Origin of the sequence: Clostridium folliculivorans, from assembly GCF_024341905.1 — a bacterium.
Taxonomy (GTDB): Bacteria; Bacillota; Clostridia; order Clostridiales; family Clostridiaceae; genus Clostridium_AR; species Clostridium_AR folliculivorans.
Genome location: NZ_BQXY01000006.1, coordinates 62,930 through 85,535 on the forward strand (window position 1 = coordinate 62,930; position 22,606 = coordinate 85,535).

The 22,606-nt window shown below is 31.2% G+C and carries 18 protein-coding genes; 9 read left to right on the plus strand and 9 right to left on the minus strand.

Annotation, left to right across the window (positions count from 1 at the left end):
* Window positions 1-124: 124 nt before the first annotated feature.
* Together OCU55_RS16625 and OCU55_RS16630 are read right to left on the minus strand one after the other, a co-directional pair.
* On the minus strand, window positions 125-1,291 hold the full coding sequence (locus tag OCU55_RS16625) for a serine hydrolase domain-containing protein (protein WP_261853416.1): 1,167 nt from the start codon (window positions 1,289-1,291) through the stop codon (window positions 125-127).
* A gap of 222 nt (window positions 1,292-1,513) precedes the next feature.
* Window positions 1,514-2,407 (minus strand): multicopper oxidase family protein, encoded by an 894-nt coding sequence (locus tag OCU55_RS16630; RefSeq protein ID WP_261853417.1) that lies wholly within the window; start codon window positions 2,405-2,407, stop codon window positions 1,514-1,516.
* Window positions 2,408-2,597: 190 nt separating this feature from the next.
* Between OCU55_RS16630 and OCU55_RS16635 the strand changes: the two genes are divergently transcribed.
* From OCU55_RS16635 to OCU55_RS16645, 3 genes are all read left to right on the plus strand, one after another.
* Window positions 2,598-3,203, plus strand: a complete 606-nt coding sequence (locus tag OCU55_RS16635; RefSeq protein ID WP_261853418.1) for a TetR/AcrR family transcriptional regulator — start codon at window positions 2,598-2,600, stop codon at window positions 3,201-3,203.
* A 564-nt stretch (window positions 3,204-3,767) separates the two neighbouring features.
* On the plus strand, window positions 3,768-4,610 hold the full coding sequence (licT, locus tag OCU55_RS16640) for a BglG family transcription antiterminator LicT (protein ID WP_261853419.1): 843 nt from the start codon (window positions 3,768-3,770) through the stop codon (window positions 4,608-4,610).
* Between the two features lie 283 nt (window positions 4,611-4,893).
* Window positions 4,894-6,771: a beta-glucoside-specific PTS transporter subunit IIABC gene (locus OCU55_RS16645; RefSeq protein ID WP_261853420.1), complete on the plus strand. Its 1,878-nt coding sequence runs from the start codon at window positions 4,894-4,896 to the stop codon at window positions 6,769-6,771.
* Between the two features lie 192 nt (window positions 6,772-6,963).
* Here OCU55_RS16645 and OCU55_RS16650 read toward each other — a convergent pair whose 3' ends face one another.
* On the minus strand, window positions 6,964-7,776 hold the full coding sequence (locus OCU55_RS16650) for an alpha/beta fold hydrolase (RefSeq protein WP_261853421.1): 813 nt from the start codon (window positions 7,774-7,776) through the stop codon (window positions 6,964-6,966).
* A gap of 369 nt (window positions 7,777-8,145) precedes the next feature.
* Between OCU55_RS16650 and OCU55_RS16655 the strand changes: the two genes are divergently transcribed.
* The 3 genes from OCU55_RS16655 to OCU55_RS16665 all read left to right on the plus strand — a co-directional run bounded on the left by OCU55_RS16655 (window position 8,146) and on the right by OCU55_RS16665 (window position 12,411).
* Window positions 8,146-8,715, plus strand: coding sequence for an RNA polymerase sigma factor (locus OCU55_RS16655; protein ID WP_261853422.1), 570 nt, complete (start codon window positions 8,146-8,148; stop codon window positions 8,713-8,715).
* Entirely contained in the window at window positions 8,715-10,214 is a 1,500-nt protein-coding gene (locus tag OCU55_RS16660; RefSeq protein WP_261853423.1) for a DUF4179 domain-containing protein, read from the plus strand. Before OCU55_RS16655 ends, OCU55_RS16660 begins: the two co-directional genes overlap by 1 nt.
* Before the next feature lie 562 nt (window positions 10,215-10,776).
* Window positions 10,777-12,411 (plus strand): cellulase family glycosylhydrolase, encoded by a 1,635-nt coding sequence (locus OCU55_RS16665; protein WP_261853424.1) that lies wholly within the window; start codon window positions 10,777-10,779, stop codon window positions 12,409-12,411.
* 276 nt (window positions 12,412-12,687) lie between these two features.
* Here the strand turns inward: OCU55_RS16665 and OCU55_RS16670 are convergent, their stop codons facing one another.
* From OCU55_RS16670 to OCU55_RS16680, 3 genes are all read right to left on the minus strand, one after another.
* Window positions 12,688-14,079, minus strand: coding sequence for an aldehyde dehydrogenase (locus tag OCU55_RS16670; protein WP_261853425.1), 1,392 nt, complete (start codon window positions 14,077-14,079; stop codon window positions 12,688-12,690).
* 227 nt (window positions 14,080-14,306) lie between these two features.
* On the minus strand, window positions 14,307-16,064 hold the full coding sequence (locus tag OCU55_RS16675) for a M56 family metallopeptidase (RefSeq protein ID WP_261853426.1): 1,758 nt from the start codon (window positions 16,062-16,064) through the stop codon (window positions 14,307-14,309).
* Between the two features lie 8 nt (window positions 16,065-16,072).
* The gene (locus OCU55_RS16680) at window positions 16,073-16,450 is read right to left on the minus strand and encodes a BlaI/MecI/CopY family transcriptional regulator (protein WP_261853427.1); all 378 of its coding nucleotides are present in this window, start codon (window positions 16,448-16,450) and stop codon (window positions 16,073-16,075) included.
* Between the two features lie 365 nt (window positions 16,451-16,815).
* Here OCU55_RS16680 and OCU55_RS16685 point away from each other — a divergent pair, with 365 nt between their 5' ends.
* Window positions 16,816-17,361 carry a hypothetical protein gene (locus OCU55_RS16685; RefSeq protein WP_261853428.1) on the plus strand — a complete coding sequence of 182 codons (546 nt, stop codon included), beginning with the start codon at window positions 16,816-16,818 and terminating at the stop codon, window positions 17,359-17,361.
* 210 nt (window positions 17,362-17,571) lie between these two features.
* Here the strand turns inward: OCU55_RS16685 and OCU55_RS16690 are convergent, their stop codons facing one another.
* The 3 genes from OCU55_RS16690 to OCU55_RS16700 all read right to left on the minus strand — a co-directional run bounded on the left by OCU55_RS16690 (window position 17,572) and on the right by OCU55_RS16700 (window position 20,551).
* On the minus strand, window positions 17,572-18,051 hold the full coding sequence (locus OCU55_RS16690) for an S-ribosylhomocysteine lyase (protein WP_261853429.1): 480 nt from the start codon (window positions 18,049-18,051) through the stop codon (window positions 17,572-17,574).
* 368 nt (window positions 18,052-18,419) lie between these two features.
* The gene (locus tag OCU55_RS16695) at window positions 18,420-19,217 is read right to left on the minus strand and encodes a nitroreductase family protein (RefSeq protein ID WP_261853430.1); all 798 of its coding nucleotides are present in this window, start codon (window positions 19,215-19,217) and stop codon (window positions 18,420-18,422) included.
* Window positions 19,218-19,369: 152 nt separating this feature from the next.
* Window positions 19,370-20,551 (minus strand): MFS transporter, encoded by a 1,182-nt coding sequence (locus tag OCU55_RS16700; RefSeq protein WP_261853431.1) that lies wholly within the window; start codon window positions 20,549-20,551, stop codon window positions 19,370-19,372.
* Window positions 20,552-20,708: 157 nt separating this feature from the next.
* Here OCU55_RS16700 and OCU55_RS16705 point away from each other — a divergent pair, with 157 nt between their 5' ends.
* A complete protein-coding gene (locus OCU55_RS16705; RefSeq protein ID WP_261853432.1) occupies window positions 20,709-21,524 on the plus strand; it encodes a helix-turn-helix transcriptional regulator in 816 nt (271 codons plus the stop codon).
* A 118-nt stretch (window positions 21,525-21,642) separates the two neighbouring features.
* Window positions 21,643-22,485: a D-amino acid aminotransferase gene (locus tag OCU55_RS16710; protein WP_261853433.1), complete on the plus strand. Its 843-nt coding sequence runs from the start codon at window positions 21,643-21,645 to the stop codon at window positions 22,483-22,485.
* The last annotated feature ends 121 nt before the right edge of the window (window positions 22,486-22,606 follow it).

Here is a 22,606-nt window from a genome sequence, read left to right on the forward strand (position 1 = left end):
TTATTTATTATGGTGCTTTACAAGCTAAGTTTATTATATAAATAAGGACATTTCAATTGCTAAAGTTTACTACTGTATTGGTACAGTTGAGGATGGCATTACATAAACTATTAGATTACATTGATTAAAGTGAACCGTATATGACATTCCTAAGTCTTGGCTGATGGTATTCTTCGAAGTTAGGGAACATCTGCTGCATATAAACAGCAGAGAGTTTTTCTTTACGATCTATCATAACCCAAGTGCCTGCCATTCCGCACCAACCGAATTCTCCTAGGGAACTATTTGAACCAGCTTTTGCTTTGTCTATCATTACTCTTACTCCAAGCCCATACCCGTAACCAGCTTGATAAGGCCAATCAAAATCTAATAGTTGTTCTGGACTTAGATGATTTGTAGACATAAGTTCAATAGTTTTATGACTAAGTATTTTAACTCCGTTTAGCTCACCACCATTGGCAAGCATCTGAGCAAAACGACTATAGTCACTTAAAGTAGACAATAGACCTGCACCGCCACTTTCAAAAATAGCATCAGGTTTATAATTTGCATCCATATTAGTGATTTTTGTTAAGATTCGATCTTCTGAACGGTTGTAGAGGCTACATAGTCGGTGGAGTTTATCTTCTGGAATTCTGAAAAAAGTATCTTTCATTTCTAGAGGATCAAAAATTTTATCTTTAAAAAATTCTCCCAGTCTTTTATTAGATACAACTTCTATTAAGGCACCAAGGATATCATGACTATAACCGTATTGCCAATGAGTTCCAGGATCGAAAGCTAGTGGCACGGTTGCAATCGCTTTTGAAAAATCTCTAATATCATATTTTTCGCCAGAAGAAAATCTTTCTGCAAGGTCTTTTTCTACTTTTGTGATACAACGAGCGGTTTCTATGTTATCGCCTGGATAAGTTAAGCCAGATGACATTGTAAAAAGATCTTTTATAGTTATAGGTCTTGATGCAGGTGAAGTGTATAGAGCTCCATAAGGAGTGTATCTATGGACTATAGAGTTTTTGAACTCGGGTAGGTATTCTCCAATTGGATCATTAAGAAGAAATAAGCCTTTCTCATATAAAGTAAGTGCAGCAACGCAAGTAACAATTTTAGTCATTGAATAAATTCTATATATAGTTTCTTCTGATATTGGTACATTGTTTTCTAAATCTGAAAATCCTACAAAATTACTATATAACTGATCTCCATTTTGAGACACTGAACAGGAACATCCAGCAGGACCTTTTTCTACAAAACTTTTTAATAAGGGAGTAAGCCTTTCAAACTGACTCATATTAAAACCTCCTTCTAATAATCTATATAGGGAAATTATAGTATTAACGTTTACAGCTATCAATGTTTCGTTGAGTTATTTTAAAACTTTGTAAAATGATACAAAAATATAATTTATAAAAAATATTTTATAAATAAAAATAAAGTTAGACCAGTAATTAGGCCTAACTTTATTTTAGTCTGATGAAATAATAAGTTAAATGGTAAAAGCTCGCTATTATAGTTAATCTTCATATTTAATGGTGGTAAACATTCCTCCAGTTGATTTTGTCATATTATTTGACATGTGGTGGGCAATGTGGCAGTGGAATGGCCAAATGCCAGGGTTGTCAGACTTAAATATTACATCCCATGTCTCACCAGGCGCAACATGGATTGTGTTTTTTAAGAGATAATTATTATAACTCATACTATTACCATCAGATGCAACAACTAAAAATTGATGGCCATGAAGATGTATTGGATGAGCGTTCATAGAAATATTGCCAAGTCTTATTCGAACTATACTGTTTAAACTAGTAGTCATTGATGTTGTGAAAGGGAAGGAACGGCCGTTCATAGTAAAAAAGTTGAAATCATGAGACATTGGTTCAATATCATATAGGCCAGATCTAATCGTACCCATTTCAAGACCTTTTAAGTGAAATTCTTGAAGCATAATAAAATAGTCATAGTCTATATTGGACTTTTGTGTAGGATCTAAGATTATTAAACCTCCACATAGTCCCATCATTTCCTGGTGACTATTGTTAAAATGAGTATGATACATGTGAGTTCCTGGAGGATTAACTATATTAAATCTATAATCAAAATAGCTACCAGGCTGTATTTTTGGAGTAGGCTCTACATCAGGTACTCCGTCCATATTGTTAGGAACATCTAGACCATGCCAATGAATACTGGTTGGTTCTGGAAGATTATTATAAACTCTGATGTTAACTATATCACCTGGATAAACTAAAATCGTAGGTCCAGGAGTGCTTCCATTATATCCCCACGCATTAATAAAGAGATTAGGAAGCAATTCTTGCTTAACTGGTTCAGCAACTAACTCAAAATACTTGATTCCATTTTTTGTTATACTGGGTAATGTATTTATATCTGGAGTAATAATCAAGGTAAGACATCCTTTAATATTAGTTATTCATTATATTATATAAGAAAGGATTAACTGGTGTTACTGGCGATTTATGTATAGTATCGCAAGTTTACAATGAAAACATCAAATGATATACTTATAAAGATGTAACACTTTAATATTTGTACAGTTTTATGAAGGTACATACTTCAAGTGCTAGGAGGAAACAATGAGTAAGGATACATATCATCATAAAGACCTAAAAGAAGCTCTTATACAAAATGGATTATTCCTTTTAAATGAAGTTGGAATAAAGGATTTTTCTTTAAGGAAAGTTGCGGCTATGTGTGGAGTGAGTCATGCAGCACCTTATAAGCATTTTAAGGATAAAGATGAGTTAATAGAGGCTATAAACAACCAGGTGTGGAATAGTTTTACTTTGAAACTTGAAGAATCAGTAAGCTCCAATGTAACTGGGTCTAAAATTCAGGTTGTAGAGATTGGGAAGGCTTATGTGCAGTTTATGGTGGAGAATCCTGAATATTTAAAATTCATGTTTCTTTCAAATAATGATAAGGCTATTAAGATTGAGAATAATGAGTTTATAGGGCATGAAGAAACTTCTTTTGAAGTATTCAAGAATGTTGCACAAAAATATCTTGAGGAAAATGGATTTGATAAAGAGCAGCAAATCGGGGCAATATTGGCTATGTGGAGCATGGTTCATGGTATAGCTTTGCTGATTTGTAACAATAGTATAAAGTATGAAGGAGATTACTTAGAATTAGTTGAAAAAATGCTAGGCACAAGCTTGATTAAAAAGAATAAATCATAGAGTTTATATTTTGGAACTCAATTTACAGATGTTACAAAATATTGATATTTGAAGATTTTAGATGCTTATAAATTAATGATTGAAGCTAGAGCGTATATGGTAATAATAAACAACTGAACTGTCTTTGTGTATTATATTAACTATATTATCGAAAATATATATTAGCAAGAAAAAGTAATATATTGACAAGGTTTACAAGCTATAATATAATTTCAATGTAATATAAATTGATAGGATTGTAACTGGTTAGCAGGCAAGACCTAAATTAATATAAAAACACAAGGTGGCTTTGCGTTTTTATATTAATTTAGGTTTTTTATTTTATTGCATTAGGGAATTATAAAATTTTTAAATTAGCTAAACCTAAATATTTCAATGCTTTTATAAGTTTTTTATGATTATGCAGTAAAAAATAGAGCTTATTCGCCTGATAAATTTTCCTAATATACATTCTGAAAGGCAGATGCGCAAAAAAAGCTCACTGAAGAAGGTCTTTTCAGCGACTTTTTTATGAATAAAGATGTGAAAATGTGATATGTGTACAAAAAGAAAAGGGGGCTAGGGATGAAAGTAAAGAAAGTATTTAACAATAATATTTTGCTAGCTGAGGATGAGAATCTACTAGAAATGGTGCTTCTAGGGCGAGGTGTAGCATTTCAGAAGAAACCTGGTGATGATATAGGCTTGGAAAAAGTAGAGAAGACCTTTGTTCTTAATTCACCTGAACTCGCTAATAAATTTATAGAATTAATTAAAGAAGTTCCTGTAAATCATCTTGAATTGACTAATAAAATAATTGAGGAAGCACAAACAGATTTAGGAGTAAATCTTAACGAGAGTATTTACATTGCTCTAGCAGATCATGTTAATTATGCTTTAAGCAGATATAAGCAGGGCATAAACATGAAGAATGCATTACTTTGGGAAATCAAGAAATTCTATAAGAAAGAATTTGCAGCAGCATTGAAGTCATTAAAGCTTATACAATATTATGAAGGTATATCTCTGCCTGAAGATGAGGCTGGATTTATAGCATTACATTTTGTAAATGCACAACAAGGTGGAGAAGATATTAAACAGACCATCTTAGTTACAGAAATGGTTGAAGATGTACTGAAAATTGTTAAATTCCACTATAATTTAAATATTGATGAGTCAAGTTTAAACTATAGCAGATTTGTTACACACATAAGATATTTTGCAAAGAGACTTTTAGCGAAAGAACTTTCAGGAAGCGATGAGGACTTTCTATATGAACAGATAAAAGAAAAATACCCTGAGGCTCATGAATGTGCTCTAAAGGTTAGGAATTATATAAAGAAGAAATTTGACGTACTTATAACAAACGATGAGATGCTTTATTTTATGCTACATATAAACAGAGTAACTCAAAGAGAAGGAAAGTAATCAAGTATTAAGTACGATAGGCCTAATTTAATTATAGTGAAATATAAATTTACTATAATTAAATTAGGTCTTTGCTTTACTATTTATCCATTAGGTGAATTGTTAGGAGTAAGTATATATTTTTGACAACTACTTTATATTAGTTGATTAAGAAATATAGATAATTTTAAAGGTTACATACATATGCGGTAGTTTAATGATTTAAAACTTTTACAGTTTTCTATAAATAAGATTGAAGATATAAGTTTTGATAAGTGACGGCAGTTGTAAGAAAGGAAAAATAATGAATTATAATGAGTTTGCAAAAGATATATTAGAAAAGATTGGGGGGATATCTAACGTAAAAAGTGTAACTAATTGTGCTACCAGATTGAGATTTAAGCTGAAAAATATTAAGAAGGTTGATATAGAAGGCATAAACACAAATAAGGAAATTATGGGAGCCGTAAACAAAGGGGGACAATTTCAGATAATAGTTGGAACAGATGTAGCACGTATATGCAATGAAATAAGGAAGATAGGAAACTTTGCTGAAGAAGATATGAGCGAAGATAAAGAAATAAGATCTCCAGGGACTGCAATATTAGATACTATTTCCGGAGTATTTACTCCCATATTACCTGCAATAACTGGAGCTGGTATGTTGAAAGCAGTGCTAGCTTTATTTACAGCTTTTAATATATTATCTAAATCAAGTGAGACTTATTACGTATTAAATTTTATAGGTGATGCAGGGTTTTACTTCCTACCTATATTTTTAGCATATACCTCTGCAATTAAGTTTAAGTGTAATCCTTTTTTAGCGATGAGTTTAGGTGCGGTACTTTTACATCCAGACTTTTCTGCTTTAGTTCAAGCAGGGAAGAATGTAAGTTTTTTAGGAATTCCTATTACTTTATCAAAATATTCATCTTCAGTAATCCCTATTATTTTAATAGTTTGGGTGATGTCTTATATTGAGAAAATTGCTGATAGAATTTCACCAAAGGCTATTAAGTTTTTTACTAAACCATTGTTAGTTTTATTAGTTTCAGCTCCACTAGCATTGATTGTAATAGGGCCTTTAGGAACGCTAATAGGTGATTTACTAAGTACTGTTATAAATTATTCTAATGCTAAAGCAGGCTGGTTGGTTTTGACCTTACTATCAGGGACTATGCCACTTTTGGTTATGACTGGGATGCATTACAGTGTAGTTCCTATAGCAATGGAAGCAATAAATAAGTTTGGATTTGAATCTCTCATAGTGCCAGCTATGCTCTCTTCAAATATTGCTCAAGGAGGTGCAGCTCTAGCCGTAGCTATAAAGACAAAAAACAAAGAACTTAAGCAGCTAGCTAGTTCATCAGGAATAACTGCAGTTTTTGGAATAACAGAACCAGCCATGTATGGAGTTAACTTAAGGTATAAGAGGCCTTTTGTAGCAGTGTTAATAGGAGGAGCTTGTGGAGGATTTTATGCAGCAGTAACAGGATTAAAGTCGTACACTCTCGCATCACCAGGACTTGCTGCTATACCAATTTTCTTAGGAACAAGAGCTAATTTTATTAATGCAATTATAGTATGCATAATCTCATTTGTAGTGGCTTTTGTATTGACATGGATATTAGGATTTGAAGAAATACAAAAGCAAGAAAAGGTAAAATTTGAAAATGTGGATGCACATGAACAGGAAAAGCCAATAACACTTCAGCAAGATTCACTAAACAGAAAGATACTTGTAAGAAGTCCTATTAAAGGAGAGGTGATAGACTTATCAAAAGTCAACGATGATACTTTTGCAGATGAGATTATGGGCAAAGGCATAGCAATTAATCCAGCTGAAGGGATAGTTTACTCTCCTGTAAACGGAAGAATAACAATGCTATTTCCTACAAAACATGCAATAGCTATAACCTCTGATGAGGGAGTTGAGATATTGATACATATTGGTATTGATACTGTACATTTAGAAGGTAAGTATTTTGAAGCTTTTGTAAATACAGGAGATATAATAGACGTTGGTGACAAACTTATAAGTTTTGATTGTGATTCAATTAAGAAAGAAGGTTATGATGTAATTACTCCTGTAATAGTAACAAACTCTCATAAATATCTAGAAATACTTAAAGCTGATAATGTTACTGTTGAGCATGGAGATGATCTTTTAACTATCATATAATTCATCTGAATATTATATTTTTATGGGTTTTCAATTTATAAATCAGTAACTTTAAACTCAATAGTATCTTAATTACAAAGATTAATTAAGATACTATTGCTTTATGATTTTAAATAAGTTATAAATTATGGATTTTACTATAAATAAAAATGCCAGTATTGAAAGCGTTGCTTCAGTACTGGCATTTAATTTTTAATCTTCTATGAATTTTATTAATTCTTTATTGAATTTATCTTTTTCCTCATAGAATAAACCATGTCCGCTATTTTCAAAAGGTACTAGTTTAGAATCTTTGATTCCTTGATTTAATGCAACTGCAAGTGGGAAAAGGCAAACTTTATCATGTATTCCGTGAAGAATTAGAGTTGGTACTTCAATTTTCCTTATATCAGAAAATAACTCTTCATCTCTAAAGGAAGTTGCAACAGCTGCAGTAGCTATTCCTGAAGCTTCAAGTCCCAGGTTAAAGAACCACTGTGAAAATGGCTTAGTTATGTTTTGGAAGAAGAACATTTCACCAAAGCTTCTGAGCATTTTAGGTCTATCTTCATATGTTTGTTCAATAAGAGATGTTACATCTTCTTTGCTAATGCCAGCTGGGAATTCTGGTCTTCTAGTTAAGCTAGGCGCTGCTGCACCAAATAGAGCAAGCTTTGATACACCATACCCCTTATGACGAGACATGTATTTAACAGCTATTGCACCTCCTACAGAATGACCACATAAAGTGAAATTCTTTAACTTTATGGCATTAACAACACATCTAACATCATCAGCCAGTCTATCATAGTCGTAACCTTCAGCAGGCTTATCTGATTTTCCGAATCCTCTTATATCAATGCCAATGCATCTATATCCAAGCTTAGGTAATTCATCAAATTGATATTCAAACAAATTATGATTTGCAGGCCATCCATGAATAAATAATATGGTTTTATCACCTTTTGGATTAATATCTTCTACATATATTTTTACATCATCATCTGTCTTAACGTAATATCCCAATGCAATCTCTCCATAATAGAATTATTTCATTAATAGACTATTCTGGTGAAAGGATATTTGTACCATATGATAGAAAATATATTTTTAAATCATGAATTTATATTTTAGGTGCTGTTAAAGAACCGTGTTGAACATAGATATAATTAAAAAGAATTTTATTTTTTGGGAACCTAAAGTCTAAGTAGTACGTCTTATAGATGTGTGTTAAATCAAAAAGCGCTTTTTAGATGTATCACCTTGAAGCTGAATCAATTTTTAAAACTCTCACGGCTTTTGGTGAGAGAATTTAAAAATAATAAGGTTCATTACAAAGTGGTACATCCTTAATATGATACAAATGCTCATTAAAAAATAAAGAGGAGAATAGTTATGTATTTTGATGAGGTAAGTGAAGGAATGGTTGAATTAGATGACAGTCGTACAGCTTTTGAAAACAATATAATATTAGCTAAAGAAGGAGATAAAGATACTTTTATAAGTGTCATCGAAGAATACAAGATAGATCTATATAGAATGGGAAGAACTATTTTGGATAGTGATGATGATATTGGTGATGCTATGCAGGAAACTGTGCTTAAAGCTTATAAAAGTTTGAAAAATCTTAAGAATCTTCATAGCTTTAAGACTTGGCTTATAAAGATAATGGTTAATGAATGTAATAACATATTGAGAGGGAAAAAGAAGATAGTTTTTCTAGATAAAGTATTTCATAAAGAAGAAAGCTATACGGATGATTATAATTTTGATAAACAACCTGTGCTGAAAGCAATAAAGAAGTTAGAGTCTAAATTTAGAGAACCAATATTTCTTTATTATTATGAAGACTTAAGTATTAAAGAAATATCAAAATGCCTTGATATTTCTGAAGGTACAGTTAAATCCAGACTATCAAGAGCAAGAAATAAGCTTTTCCAGTTATTAAAGGAGGTACAGGAGTAATGGAAGAAAAGTTGTTTAACAGAATTATGGAAAAAGAGATGAGTAAAGAAGAAGAATTAAAAATTCCAGACTCAATTAATATAAAGTTAGGTAAAGCATATGAAATTATTAAGAATGATGAAGCAGATAATGTAAAGAAAAGAAAAACTAATAGGAAAAGAAACGCAATAATTGCTGCATCCTTAGCATTTTTAGTTTTAACTACAGTTGTGGTTACACCTGCATTAGCTGATAATATACCTCCTTTAAAGGAGCTTTCTCAGTATCTAAAAAAAATGTATTTTTATAATGATAATTATATAACTAAAGCTAGTCAAATCAATATGAGTAAGACCTATGATGGTATTGAGATAGCGTTGCAAGGAGTTATATATGATGATTCTAGTTTGAAGTTTATTTATACTGTGACAAGTGATAAAAAACTTCAATGGGGAGTACAGTTGAGAAAAAACAGTTTAAAAATAAATGGTAAGGAACTACCAAATAACCAATATTTTGATAGGATATCAATGGATGATAGAAAAATATCTAAGGAAGATGATAAACTAGAAAAATATGCAGTAATAACAAGCTATGATATATCTGATTTGAAATTGGATGATGATGTCAGTATAGATTGGTGTATAAATGAGATTCATACGCAAAACTATAAATTTGCTGAAGGAAATTGGGACTTTAACTTTAAAGCTTCCAAGGAGTTGTTGAAAGAAAATTCAAAGATTTTTAATATAAATTACAGTACCAATATAGGAGGATATAAATTTTCAATAGACAAGATAATTTTTACACCATTAGAAACTAAAATCCTAGCAAGTCATGATCCAAAGTTTTATGATGAATATTATAAAGTAATAAAATCAGAAAAAAAAGAAGATGAAGTACTTAAAGAAAAAATAGAACAACTTGATGGCGAGCTTAATTTTAATAATTTATATATATGTGATGAAAATGGCAAAGCTTTAGAGGGCATTGGAGGAAGAGGATATAATGGAAAAGAGGTTATGCTTTTTAAGCCGATGACATATATACCAAAGAAATTAGTAATAACTCCATTTAGTTGGAAATTAAACAATAGAATTAATAAGGTATATAAGGATGATCAATTTATAAATCTAAAAGATATAAAGGCACCATTAGAAATTAAACAAGGTAAAGACATGAGTTTTAATATAAATTCAATTGAGCAAGATAATAATAAACTAAAGATAAACGTAGCTTTTAAAGGCGATTTTATTGAGAGAAGAGCTAGAGAGCCTTTTGTAATAGTTCCAAAATCAGCGAAAAAGTATCAGTCAAATATTGATCTGTTTGATAGTGAGGCTTCCAATGTAAGAAAGGTTGATTCATGGGAGTACTATGAGAAAGCTAGTAATATAAATAATACTTTAGACTATGAATTTAATCTTAATAAAGATGAAGAATATTATTTAGTCTACAATAAGTATGAAGATGGTGCCTTTATGAAAGATAGACAAATAACGCTAGATTTGAGTAAATAATTTTAATGAAGATTCATATCTTTAAAACTAAAGGTATCAACATAATTAAAGAGTTATTCATGTAGATATTTATGAAAGCTACGAGAACAAAAGTTATCGTAGCTTTATTTATTAAAAAAATGGCTATGATACTTTAATTAATTAATACAATCTATTGTTTCAAGAAATAAAATTACAATTTAAACTGATGCTTGGATAAAGAATATATACTGTAAAGTTAATTTAGCTTCAGTAATTATAAAAATTTAAAGTGGTTATATTACCCACATTGAAAAAAATCGAAAAATCAACCCTATTTTATAATTTTGGATACTTGATTAATAAATGGAATAATATTAAACTTTATACATATGAAACTATAATAATAAATATGTGTTACTGAAAAGCTTTTTGTGTAATGAAAAAACAAGTATGTAAGTTATAAAGGAGGGGATTATGCTATATAAGTCACAATAATTTTGATTTGAATGATAACTTTGAGCAACATCAAGAGAAGACGACATTTGTAAACAATTTTTAGATAACCCTAAATAATTATATGAATAACAGGAGGTAAATTAATATGTTAAGAAAAAGTAAGGGATTATCAGTTACAATTGCTACCTTGATGCTTTTAGGGACTATGGTTACTTCTACAGTAAAAACAAAAGCTGCTACTATCGGAAGTACAGGTTTCTTAAAGACTAGCGGAACAGTAATAAGAGATAACAAGGGAACAGGCTCAGTAGTAAATCTACGTGGTACCAATCTAGGTGGTTGGCTATTACAAGAAGGTTGGATGTCTCCAATTGGCGTTACAGATGAATGGACTTTACGTGAAACTTTGACCAATAGATTTGGTGAGGCTACTAAAGAAAGCTTAATTAATACTTATCAAAATGCATGGTTGAATACCGGTGACTTAGATAACATAAAGAATATGGGCATGAACTTTGTACGTGTTCCTATATACTACCTTGATTTAATGGACAAGTATGGTAACTGGAAGTCAGATCCATGGAGTAAGCTAGATTGGCTTGTAAATGAATGTTCTACTAGAGGAATATATGTGTTACTTGATCTTCACGGAACTTTCGGAGGGCAAAACACTTTTGACAACTGTGGAGAAGCAAATTCAGATCCACAACTTTGGAAGAATACTCAATATCAGGATAGAACGGTAACCTTATGGCAAGGTATAGCTAATCGGTACAAGGGCAATGCAACAGTAGCTGGTTATGACTTATTAAATGAGCCGGACAGAGTTGGAAGAGATCAATTAAATGGATTATATAACAGACTTTATCAAGCAATCAGAGCTATAGATCCAGATCATATGATATACATGGAAGGTGCATGGGATTGGAATCAACTATATGCGCCATCGGTTTATGGTTGGACAAATGTAGTTTATGAAATGCACTATTATGCTATGGCAAATAGTCAACCTACTGACTGGAATGCTCAAAACGGATTAATAGATTCAGCAGTTCAAGGTATGAAGGACCATCAAAATTCATGGAATATACCAGTATATGCTGGGGAATTCTGCGTATTTGATTTTGACGATTTATGGGAGAAGTTCTTATCACAAATGAATTCTATAAATGCATCATGGACAAACTGGACATACAAGATTACCAATGGCAGCAACCATTGGGGTTTCTACAAGTACAACACTAATGCAGTACCAGATATAAACAATGACAGTGCTGACACTATAGCTTCTAAATGGCAAAAATTCAATACTGCAAACTTCTTACCTAATACATCTTTCCAAAATTTAGTTAAAAAATATACATCTACAGCGCCAGTAACTTCTCAATATTCATATTTAACAGCAAGAGCTAACGGAAAAGTAATCAGTGCTGATAACTATGGAAACGATCCATTATTAGCTAATAGAGATACTGCTGGAGATTGGGAGTTATTTAAGGTTATAGATAACGGAGACGGGACTATCTCTTTCCAATCTAAGGCTAATGGAAAATATGTTGCTGCAGATCTTAATAATGGAAATAAACTTATAGCTAGAAGTACTTCAATCCAACAGTGGGAGAAATTTAAGAAAGTACCACAAGCAGATGGAACTGTAGCGCTTCAAGCCATGGCAAATAATCTTTATGTAACTACAGATTTAAATAACAATGGTGTGTTATATGCAACTAAAGCATCAGTTGGAGGTGCATGGGAAGCATTTAATCTTACGCAACAATAAACTTATATTTAACATTGTGTTGAGGATTAAGGTGTCGCTCTATCTGATACTTTAATTTTAACAGTAATATTAAGAACCATATTTAATATAAGCCAGATTCAATAGATAAATACGGAAACCAAAATTTTAAAATGGTATTTTGACTTACTTGATAGTATATAGTGAATTCTCTAAAACAACCCTTTAGAAATTCCATTATAAATATACTACCTAGTAGTCGAAATACCATTTTGTAGTTGTATAAGTTCAATATTATTATCTCTAAATTTCATTATATTATTTAAATATCTTCCTCACCAAGTTAATTCTATTTCCGTAAGGTGGGAATATCAATTTTAGATCTACTTTAGTGCTTTTCTTAATGATGCTCTTTTTATGTGTGAATATCTCAAAGCTATATCTACCGTGGTAAGCACCTATTCCAGAATTGCCTACGCCACCAAAAGGCAGCTGGGAACTTGCCACATGGGAAATAGTATCATTAACGCAACCTCCACCAAAAGATATACTGTTTAATGCAAGATTTTCTACAGTTTTATCTTCAGTGAAGATGTAGAAGGCTAATGGCTTAGGATGTTCATTAATCATTCTGATAGCAGCACTTATATCTTCATACTCAAGCAAAGGGAGGATAGGCCCAAAGATTTCATCTTCCATTACTGCATCCTGCCAGGTCACATTGTCTATGATAGTTGGTTCAATATATAAAGTGCTTATGTTGTAATTACCACCGTAAACAATTTTTGATTTGTCTTTATTAAGTATAGATGCTAGGCGATTAAGCTGTCTTTCATTTACTATCCTTCCGTAATCAGTGCTCTTTGAAGCATCAGCTCCGTAAAAATTTACAACTGTCTCTTTCAACTTTTTTATAAATTCATCCTTAATGCTTTTATGTACTAGCACATAATCAGGTGCAATGCAGGTTTGACCAGCATTGATGAGCTTTCCCCATAATATTCTTTTAGCTGCAATAGCTAGATTTGCAGTTTTATCAACTATAACAGGGCTCTTACCTCCAAGTTCTAAGGTAACTGGAACTAGGTTTTTAGCTGCTGCCTCCATTACTATTTTTCCTACAGGCACACTGCCTGTAAAGAATATATAATCAAAAGGTGAATTTATAAGAGCTGAGGTTGTTTCTCTTTCTCCTTCTATGACTCTTATATAATTAGAATCGAATGTCTCTTCAATTATCTTTTTTACCAAAGCTGAAACGGTAGGAGTACTCTCCGAAGGTTTTAATACCACACAATTTCCTGCGGCTATAGCACCAATTAGAGGCTCGATTAAAAGCTGAAAAGGATAGTTAAAAGGCCCAATTATGAGCACTGTACCGTAAGGTTCGTGAACAATATAACTTTTTGATGGAACTTGATGAATAGGACTTCTAACAGTTTTACTCCTAGACCATTTTTTTAGATTACGAGTAAAATTACTTATGCTGTCTAATGTAAATCCAATCTCTGTGCTATAGGCTTCAAATTCACCTTTTCCTAAATCTCTATAGAGGGCATTCAGAATTTCTTTTTCATGGTTTTTAATAGAAGCTTTCAATTTTTTTAAAGCATCAATTCGGAAGTCTATATCTTTAGTTTTTCCAGTGAGGAAATATTCTTTATGTTCTATTAGGATGCTTACAACTTTTTTATTATCTAAAATATCCAATTTAAATCACCTCTAAATATAAAGTTATTTATAATAATAAGACATTTCTATTTCTGTCCTATTTTAAGAATATTTTTGTAAATATTCGGTAAATGTAATCCTGTAGTCACTAGTTTGATTCAATTAATATTTTTATTTTACACATATAGTAGCCAATATGCTATAAAAAATGAGTCACTCTAAGATAAGTATTTATCTAAAAGTGACTCATTTACATATTATTTTCTTTAACCAGCCATGTTATTTATGGCATCAGCAGGATCATATACTGAAATATGGTCAAGTGAAGGGTTTTTATTGGTATCAGTTGGCTTAGGGAATATAAGCATCAACTGATAAGTTTTATTTACGTTATATATAATTATATGCTGAGTACTAGTTTTATTTATAACTGAAGGTTTTCCTAAGGTCTTTTGTACATCGTTATATTTTATATCCTTTAAATAACTCTTAAAGGATCTTACATCAAAAACTTGATCACCTTTGTTTAAACCAAAATGAAAACCTTTCTTATTATAAAGAGCGTAACGAGCAGAGGTATGACCTTCTCCTACATAATCAATTTTATCGGGGTCACCCCATTTAGTTGCTACATCTCCAAATAGAGTATCCTTACTTGCAAACTCGCAATCAGGAACTTTACCTTGTTTAGAAAGAGTATAGATATTTTTTAAAAGTTCTACACTCTTATTGGTGGTAGTTGTCTGACCTTGTGAGGACGGAGAACTATTGGAATTTGCGTTATTATTAACAGTATTTGAAGTATTACTATTATTGTTATTAGTTGTACTATCTGAAGTGTCTGGAACACTTACATTTGAGTTGCTAGAATTATTGGTATTTCCATTTTGAGTTGTATTATCTGTTACAGCATTATTGTTATTTGTAGCTTCATTATTTTTTGGATTTGTTAGGCTTCCGCAACCTACCAATAAAGTTAAAGATAAAGCTATTATTGACCAGGCTATACTTTGTTTTTTGAATTTAGTAATCATAATTATTCTCCTTTTAATTTCTCCTTTACTAACTATTGAGGTAACACCAGGTGTCCATTTGTAGTCAGTGTATGAGGCTGCAATTTTAAGTAAAGTTTCTCCATATTCCTTATATGCAGTTTTAGAGATTGTTCCTAAGACGAAGCTGTCACAGCTTAATTCACAGTCTTTTCTTGCTTTATTAAAAGCTATCCATATTATTGGATTAAACCAATAGATGACTTGCAGAGATGTCATAATCCAGTTCAGCATTAAATCATTCTTTTTTAGATGAGAGAGTTCATGTAATATTATATATTCTAAATCTTTTGGGTCTAACTCTTTTGATAAAAATCCAGGTATTAATATTTTGGGTGTGATTATACCTAAGATACAAGGACTAGTTATATAATTACTATATATTATTTTGACGTTACGGTTTATTCTAAGCTTTTTCTTACACTTATCTAGTATAAGGTATAGGTCTGCCGCATTGCTTTTACTGCTAGAGTTTATTTTTAAGTTAAATAATATATAAGAAAATAATATATAAGAAGCTAATAAAGTCACTCCAATGAGCCAGAACATTGGAAGGTTGTATTTATAGCTAATAGTCTCAAAGAGGCTGTATGAACTAGGTGTATAAGCTATATCAGGCAGTGCGTCTTTTTGTGAATCAATAGTATTTGATGAAGCTTTAGGAGTATTGATACTTACTTTCCCAGGGGATATTGGCACCTTACTGATATTATTTTCTTCTATTATGCTAGAAATATTCTTACTAAGGTTATCTCCAATTCCCACATTTGTATAATTAAATAAACTTATATTGCTGTCAATGGAGTAGGGGAGCATAAGTCTAATGATAACTATAAGCCAAATATAATAATGCCAAGATCCGCTAAACTTATTTTTGAATATTAATTTGATTAGTGATATCAAAATAACTGCAGCACTGGCCATTAAAGAGAGATATACGATAGATGTGAATATTTTATTTAATAAATCCATAAATCCACCTACTTATTAGTTTTTTCATCTAGAAGCTTTCTTAGTTCATGGATTTCATCAGCACTTAACTCTTCTTCCTTAATAAAATTTGATAGAAGGAGCTTAAGAGAACCACCATAAAGTTTCTGGACAAAGGTCTTAGTTTCCTGACTTTTTAAATCTTTTTCAGATATTAAAGGGCTATATTTATAGGTTGTAGACGTCTTATCCACATCTACAGCGCCTTTTTTTACCAATCTTGTTATGAGAGTGTGGATAGTTTTTGGGCTCCATTCACTATTATCTTTTAAAGCATCAACAATTTCCGAGGAAGTACATAGTTTTTTTAACCATATTACCTCCATAACTTCCCACTCAGAATCAGATATTTTGGGTAACTTACTCATTATTTATCCTCCTACAATTGTAATCCTAATTTTATCCTACAACTGTAGGACGAAATTGTCAACATATACAAAATGGAAGGTAAGTGAAGCAATGCTCATATAAATTATTGTTTGCTTTGTTTTTTGGAGAAATTGAAAAGTAGAGTTCTATAAAAAGTTTATTTAGTTTAATAAAGTTCAGTTTTTAATAAATAGGGATAAGCTGTAGCAAAGTTTTGGATGAAATAGTTTAGCTTATATATTCTTAAGGTAAATATAAGGATACAGCTATAGGAAGTAATGGTAATAGGTGCTATTATTTATATAAATATAGTATGTAAATAAGATGGTTTCGGAATATTTTAATTAAAAAGGGGAGGGCTATAATGAAAAACAAATCTATATTAATAATCATTTCAGTGTTAACACTTTGCATATTTGCTATAACGGGATGTTCCAGCAGTTCAAAGACTACAGAAGAGACTAAGGCTTCGGAAAGTACAGCTCAAGCTACAGCAGAAAAATTTTTATATGAGTTTTATGAAGTAAATTCAAGTAAGGATGCAGAGGATATGCAAGCTCCTGACAATATTAATAAGGCTCATGATAAGTTCAAAACTGTAACTACATCCAAGGATTTAGATTCATTGATTGCAAATAGATTTTACGTTAGAAATCTTAAGTTTTGCTCTACAAATAAATGCAGTGTAAAAGCCACTAAGATAGAGTTTGAGAAAACCTTTGAGGACAAGAAGGAAGGAAAGTTTGGATTTAACTATACTGCATCGGTAGAGGCGACATATGATAAAGATCAAAAGAGTGAAAAGGATACAGAAAAAGGTTATGTAGGGCTTATTTATGAGGACAATCAGTGGAAAGTGTATTCTAATTCGATAAATAATGCATCAAAGATGCTTATTAAAACAAAATAAAATTACTTAAGAAAGATATTAATGAAAATATATAAGTTTTATTTAATTTGGTTCATAGATAAATAGATTAGAGTGTATTTACTACGATACTTTTATGAATAAAGCTTATTAGAATTTATATATATAATAAAAAGATAAGCAAAAAATTAAACAACAAGCCATCCGCTATTTTTTATAACAGATGGCTTGTTGTTTCTGAGCAGCATTATATTATTGTGGGTATACTAAGTTCTTTTCAGTTATAACTTCTAGAACCTCTTTTAAGAATTTATTTGCTAGGTATTTAGCCATTGGAAGATTCATATCTAAATAGTTTCCGCAATCTCTAGCTGATGCACCAGGGATATCACCTTCAAAGTCAGCTATAAATTTGTACATTTCAGTTAATAAACCTACAATATCTTTTGACTCATAATCGCCTTCAAGTATTATATAGAAACCAGTTCTGCAGCCCATAGGTCCAAAATAAACAGTCTTTGATGCATAAGTTTTATGATTTCTTAAGAAAGTAGCACCTAAGTGCTCAAATGCATGCATTTCTGCAGTGTTCATAACAGGTTCAAGGTTTGGCCTGGTCATTCTTATATCAAAGGTTGTAAGAACTACATCTTTAAAATTATCTTTTCTTGAAACATATACACCTGGAAGTAAGTCCAAGTGATTTACTGTAAAGCTCGCGATCTTCTCCATTTTTAATCACTCCTATTAATTTAAAAAGTATAATAATTATAATACTTTTCTTTTACTTAATCATTAAAATTTTTACATGTAATACTATTTATTTTTTAACTTTAATTAAGCTTATAATACTCATATCTAATTGTTATATCTCAAAATATAAGCTTCGCAAAGAGACTGGGAACATACAAGTGTGAATTTTAGTCGCAAATATGATGTATATAATAAGATATTCAGAAGCATATCAAAGTATTCCAATAAGTTTAATAGAATTTTATCATTTTTATGAATTGGTAGTCAAGCGGTTAGCATGTGTACAGCACTTGATTCAGTAATTTTACAGAAGCACATAAGCTTTTTTGAGGTAAAGTAATATGAAATTATTGTTCATTTATAAAAGTGAAGTTTAATGGGTTTTTGTCAACTAATCTTGGATAAGAGTGTTTTGGATATCCTACCATAACAGCGCCAGTGATTTTTTTATCTTTAGGAATGTTAAACAATTCTAGTACTGGAGAATTATCTTTTGTCGCAAATCTTTCAAACATTCCAGCCCAACAAGATGCTAATCCTAGTGTAGGTGCATATAACTCCAAGTATGTTAATGAAATAATTGAGTTTTCTCTTCCACGTGCAAAATCAGCATCAGCGATTGCAAGTATAAGAGCAGGGGCTCCTCTTAAAATAGTATCTAGTCCTTTTTCACGATAAGGTTTGGTAAATTCGCTTGAAACATTATTTTTTTCGAATTCTTCAATAACAAGTTTAACAGCGTTATCAAGTAAGCTTCTGTCATTAATTATGCCATAGGATATGCCTTGAAGGTTATGTCCATTAGGAGCATAATGAGCGATATTAACAAGATCTATTAATTTTTCTCTTGGAACAGGAGTAGTCTTATAAGAGCGGATAGAACGTCTTGAACGAATAAAGTTCTCTGCTTCTTCAGGGGTCAATTTAGGAAAGTTTTTTGAACTAATTTGATTTGATAGAGGAGTCTTTATGTTGTCCATAGCCTCTCTAGGACAAATAGCAACACAATGGCCACAGGCAATGCAGTTTTCAGGACAAATTTCTTCAGGACCATTTGTACCCAATTTAAATACTTGCTCAGGACATTCATTTACACAAAGTCCACATTTGATACATTTTTCTCGATCTACAGTTGTTAAATTCATTTTTTATTCTCCTTTTTTTATAGGAATATTGATGTATAGCTTCAGATTAAACTTTTTTAAAATATTAAATTGTGCATCTATAGATGTACCACTTTAATTATTATAAAAATAAATTAGGATGTTAAACAGGCATTAAATTATCATAGGATAATTTAATTTAGAAGCTTATTAGTAATTAAATAATAAGCATATGCGAGAAAGAGTACAGCACAGCTTGCAATCATAATTCCCATTGCTCCAAATAAGTGATATACATTAGTACTTATCAATGATCCAAGTGATCCGCCTAAATAGTAGCCCACCATATAAAGTGAATTTAATCTACTATGGTTTTGAGGATTTAGTTTGTATATTCGTCCTTGGTTTATAGACATATTCATTCTTGAACCTATGTCTAAAGTAAAGGTCACAATAATAAGAATTATAAGTTTTGACCATCCTATACCTAAAATTAAAAAGGATATAAACATTATGGCTAAAGCAAGAAGATTCCATAAGGTAACTTTTTTACTGTTAGTAAGCTTACCAGCAAAACCAGCTGCTAATGCGCCTGCCATACCTAAAAAACCAAATGCTCCAACTATTGAACTTCCATAATTATAAGGATGATTTTCTAAAATAAGTGACAAAGAAACCCAAAAAATATTAAAAGCGCAAAAAGCTGAAGCTCCAAAAACGATGGTCTCTATCAATACCTTTTCTTTCCTTAATAATGGAGGTAAGGACAATATAATATCTTTATATGTATTTTCTTTTTCCACAGAATCACTTGGAAGTACATAATATAAATATGCTGAAAAAAGTAATATGACAACTGCCGCGATTTCGTGCACAGCTCTCCAACCGAATAACTCACCAATAACACCTCCGAATACTCTACCTAAAAGTACTCCAAGAAATACTCCTGTTAGTAAGTGTCCAACTATTACCCCTCGCTTTTCTGAGGAAATATTAGATGAAACAAATGGGATTATAAGCTGGGCTGAAACACTAGAAAGTCCCATTAAAAATCCGATAATTACTATAATATAAAAAGAATGCACTAAAGTCATTAAAAATAATAAAATAGCTGAAAAAATTAGACTTAGAATGATAAGCAATCGTCTACTATATCTATCACCTAGTGGAACTATAAATAGTAATCCAATTGTGTAACCTATTTGTATAGCTGTTATGAGCGTACCAGTGGACGAAATAGACACAGAAAAATCTCTAGAAATATTGGTTAATAAAACTTGGTCATAATATAAGTTAGCTACTACTATTGCACATATAATCGTGAGCAGTATAAATAAATTATTTGAAAATTTTTTTGTTCTGTAAGCACTATTCATTTTCACATCTTCCTTTCAATAAGTAATGAGTTTAGTATATAATTAAATCATTATTTCAAATAGAAGTTAGATTATCCTATGATAATTAGTACCAGTTTAATAGGTTAAATATAGCAGTATAAGTATCAGTATTTGAATAGAAATTGGGGAGATAGTGATGGATAAGAATAAAGAGCTTGGATTATTTTTAAAAAAGAAGCGGTCAACCTTGAGGCCTGAGCAATTTGGAATCAAGTTAGAAAAAAGAAGAAGGGTAGAAGGCCTTAAGCGAGAGGAAGTTGCTGATTTAGCTGGAGTAAGTCTTGATTGGTATGTAAGAATTGAACAAGGTCAAGATGTTAACCCTTCAGTAGAGGTTTTACTTGCATTGAGTAGAGTTTTGCAGCTGAACAATGAAGAAAAAAGATATCTATTTAACTTGTCTGATAAAAAAATGCCTGCAGAAGATACTTCTAAAATTATTATTTCTGATACATTACAAAAATTTTTGGATAGTCAAAATCCTAATATAGCATATATTACAGATAGCAAACTTACTATAATCGGCTGGAACAAAGCCGCTCTAAAAGTTTACGGTAATTATGAAAGAATGAGTGAAAAAGAAAGAAATTCTGTATGGAGATCTTTTAATGACAATTATATGAAAGAACTTTTAGATAATTGGGAGGGGCACTCTAGATTACGTGTTGAGCAATTGAGAGCTAACTATAGTTGCTATGAAAATGATGCTAAAATAAATGAAATTATTGATGAATTAAATTCTAAAAATTCATTTTTTAATGAATGGTGGAATGAGCAAGGGATCAAGGGAACGCCTGAAGGACAAAAACTTCTGCACCATCCTATGGTTGGTAAACTATATTTAAGTTATATATCCTTTAAATCCACAGAAATAGAAGAGGCAAGTATTACTATACAAATGGCTGTGGATGACGAAACAAAAAATAAACTAGAGAAGCTTTTAAAGCTTTAAAGAGTAAAAAACAAGAATATACCACCTAACAAGTGTCTCATATACATTAAAAAAGGTAGATGAGAAAGAATTACTAATAGAAATCGAAATAGTGGTTTTAAATAAAGGAGGAGAGTTTATGGAGAATTTAGGATTCTATAATGGTGAGTACGATTTGATCGAAAACATGAAAATCCCAATGAATGACCGTGTATGCTATTTTGGTGATGGAGTATATGATGCAACTTATAGCAGAAATCATAAAATATTTGCATTAGATGAGCATATTGATAGATTTTTTAATAGTGCAAAATTACTGTCTATTAAAATTCCCTATACAAAGAATGAATTGAAAGATTTGCTGCAAGAAATGGTTAAAAAAGTAGACTCAGGAGAGCAGTTTGTATATTGGCAGGTTACAAGAGGAACTGCTATGCGTAATCATGCTTTTCCTGAAGCTGAAGTAAAAGCTAATGTTTGGATTTTGCTTACTCCACGTAATATCAAGGATATGTCAAAGAAAGTAAAACTAATTACTTTAGAAGATACTAGATTTCTTCATTGCAATATTAAGACTTTAAATCTTTTGCCAAACGTCATTGCAGCACAAAAAACTGAAGAGGCAGGATGTGATGAGACAATATTTCATAGAGCAGATAGAGTCACAGAATGTGCTCATAGCAATATTTCAATAATAAAGAACGGTGTTTTCAAAACAGCTCCAACTGATAATTTGATTTTGCCAGGCATAGCAAGGGCTCACATAATAAAGATGTGTGAAAGGTTTAATATACCTGTAGACGAAACCCCTTTTACTGTAAAGGAACTTATGGAAGCAGATGAAGTTATAGTCACAAGTTCAGGGCAGTTTTGCATGAGTGCTTGTGAGGTAGATGGAAAGCCGGTAGGAGGAAAGGCATCAGAGATAGTTGGAAAGTTGCAGGCAGCATTACTTGAAGAGTTTTTAGAACAAACAAACTAAGGGCGGGAATATGATTCATTAAGCTAGAAAAGTTAACCATATTTTATGCGCACTTAAATATATACAATTTAATAAATTAATTGAGAGCCATCTACAAGAATGATATGGCTCTCTTTTACTG

Bases quoted from the DNA above. Each gene is read 5' to 3' on its own strand.
- OCU55_RS16625 (WP_261853416.1), bottom strand. From the start codon at position 1,291: ATGAGTCAGTTTGAAAGGCTTACTCCCTTATTAAAAAGTTTTGTAGAA.
- OCU55_RS16635 (WP_261853418.1), top strand. From the start codon at position 2,598: ATGAGTAAGGATACATATCATCATAAAGACCTAAAAGAAGCTCTTATA.
- licT (WP_261853419.1), top strand. From the start codon at position 3,768: ATGAAAGTAAAGAAAGTATTTAACAATAATATTTTGCTAGCTGAGGAT.
- OCU55_RS16645 (WP_261853420.1), top strand. From the start codon at position 4,894: ATGAATTATAATGAGTTTGCAAAAGATATATTAGAAAAGATTGGGGGG.
- OCU55_RS16655 (WP_261853422.1), top strand. From the start codon at position 8,146: ATGTATTTTGATGAGGTAAGTGAAGGAATGGTTGAATTAGATGACAGT.
- OCU55_RS16660 (WP_261853423.1), top strand. From the start codon at position 8,715: ATGGAAGAAAAGTTGTTTAACAGAATTATGGAAAAAGAGATGAGTAAA.
- OCU55_RS16665 (WP_261853424.1), top strand. From the start codon at position 10,777: ATGTTAAGAAAAAGTAAGGGATTATCAGTTACAATTGCTACCTTGATG.
- OCU55_RS16675 (WP_261853426.1), bottom strand. From the start codon at position 16,064: ATGGATTTATTAAATAAAATATTCACATCTATCGTATATCTCTCTTTA.
- OCU55_RS16680 (WP_261853427.1), bottom strand. From the start codon at position 16,450: ATGAGTAAGTTACCCAAAATATCTGATTCTGAGTGGGAAGTTATGGAG.
- OCU55_RS16685 (WP_261853428.1), top strand. From the start codon at position 16,816: ATGAAAAACAAATCTATATTAATAATCATTTCAGTGTTAACACTTTGC.
- OCU55_RS16690 (WP_261853429.1), bottom strand. From the start codon at position 18,051: ATGGAGAAGATCGCGAGCTTTACAGTAAATCACTTGGACTTACTTCCA.
- OCU55_RS16695 (WP_261853430.1), bottom strand. From the start codon at position 19,217: ATGAATTTAACAACTGTAGATCGAGAAAAATGTATCAAATGTGGACTT.
- OCU55_RS16700 (WP_261853431.1), bottom strand. From the start codon at position 20,551: ATGAATAGTGCTTACAGAACAAAAAAATTTTCAAATAATTTATTTATA.
- OCU55_RS16705 (WP_261853432.1), top strand. From the start codon at position 20,709: ATGGATAAGAATAAAGAGCTTGGATTATTTTTAAAAAAGAAGCGGTCA.
- OCU55_RS16710 (WP_261853433.1), top strand. From the start codon at position 21,643: ATGGAGAATTTAGGATTCTATAATGGTGAGTACGATTTGATCGAAAAC.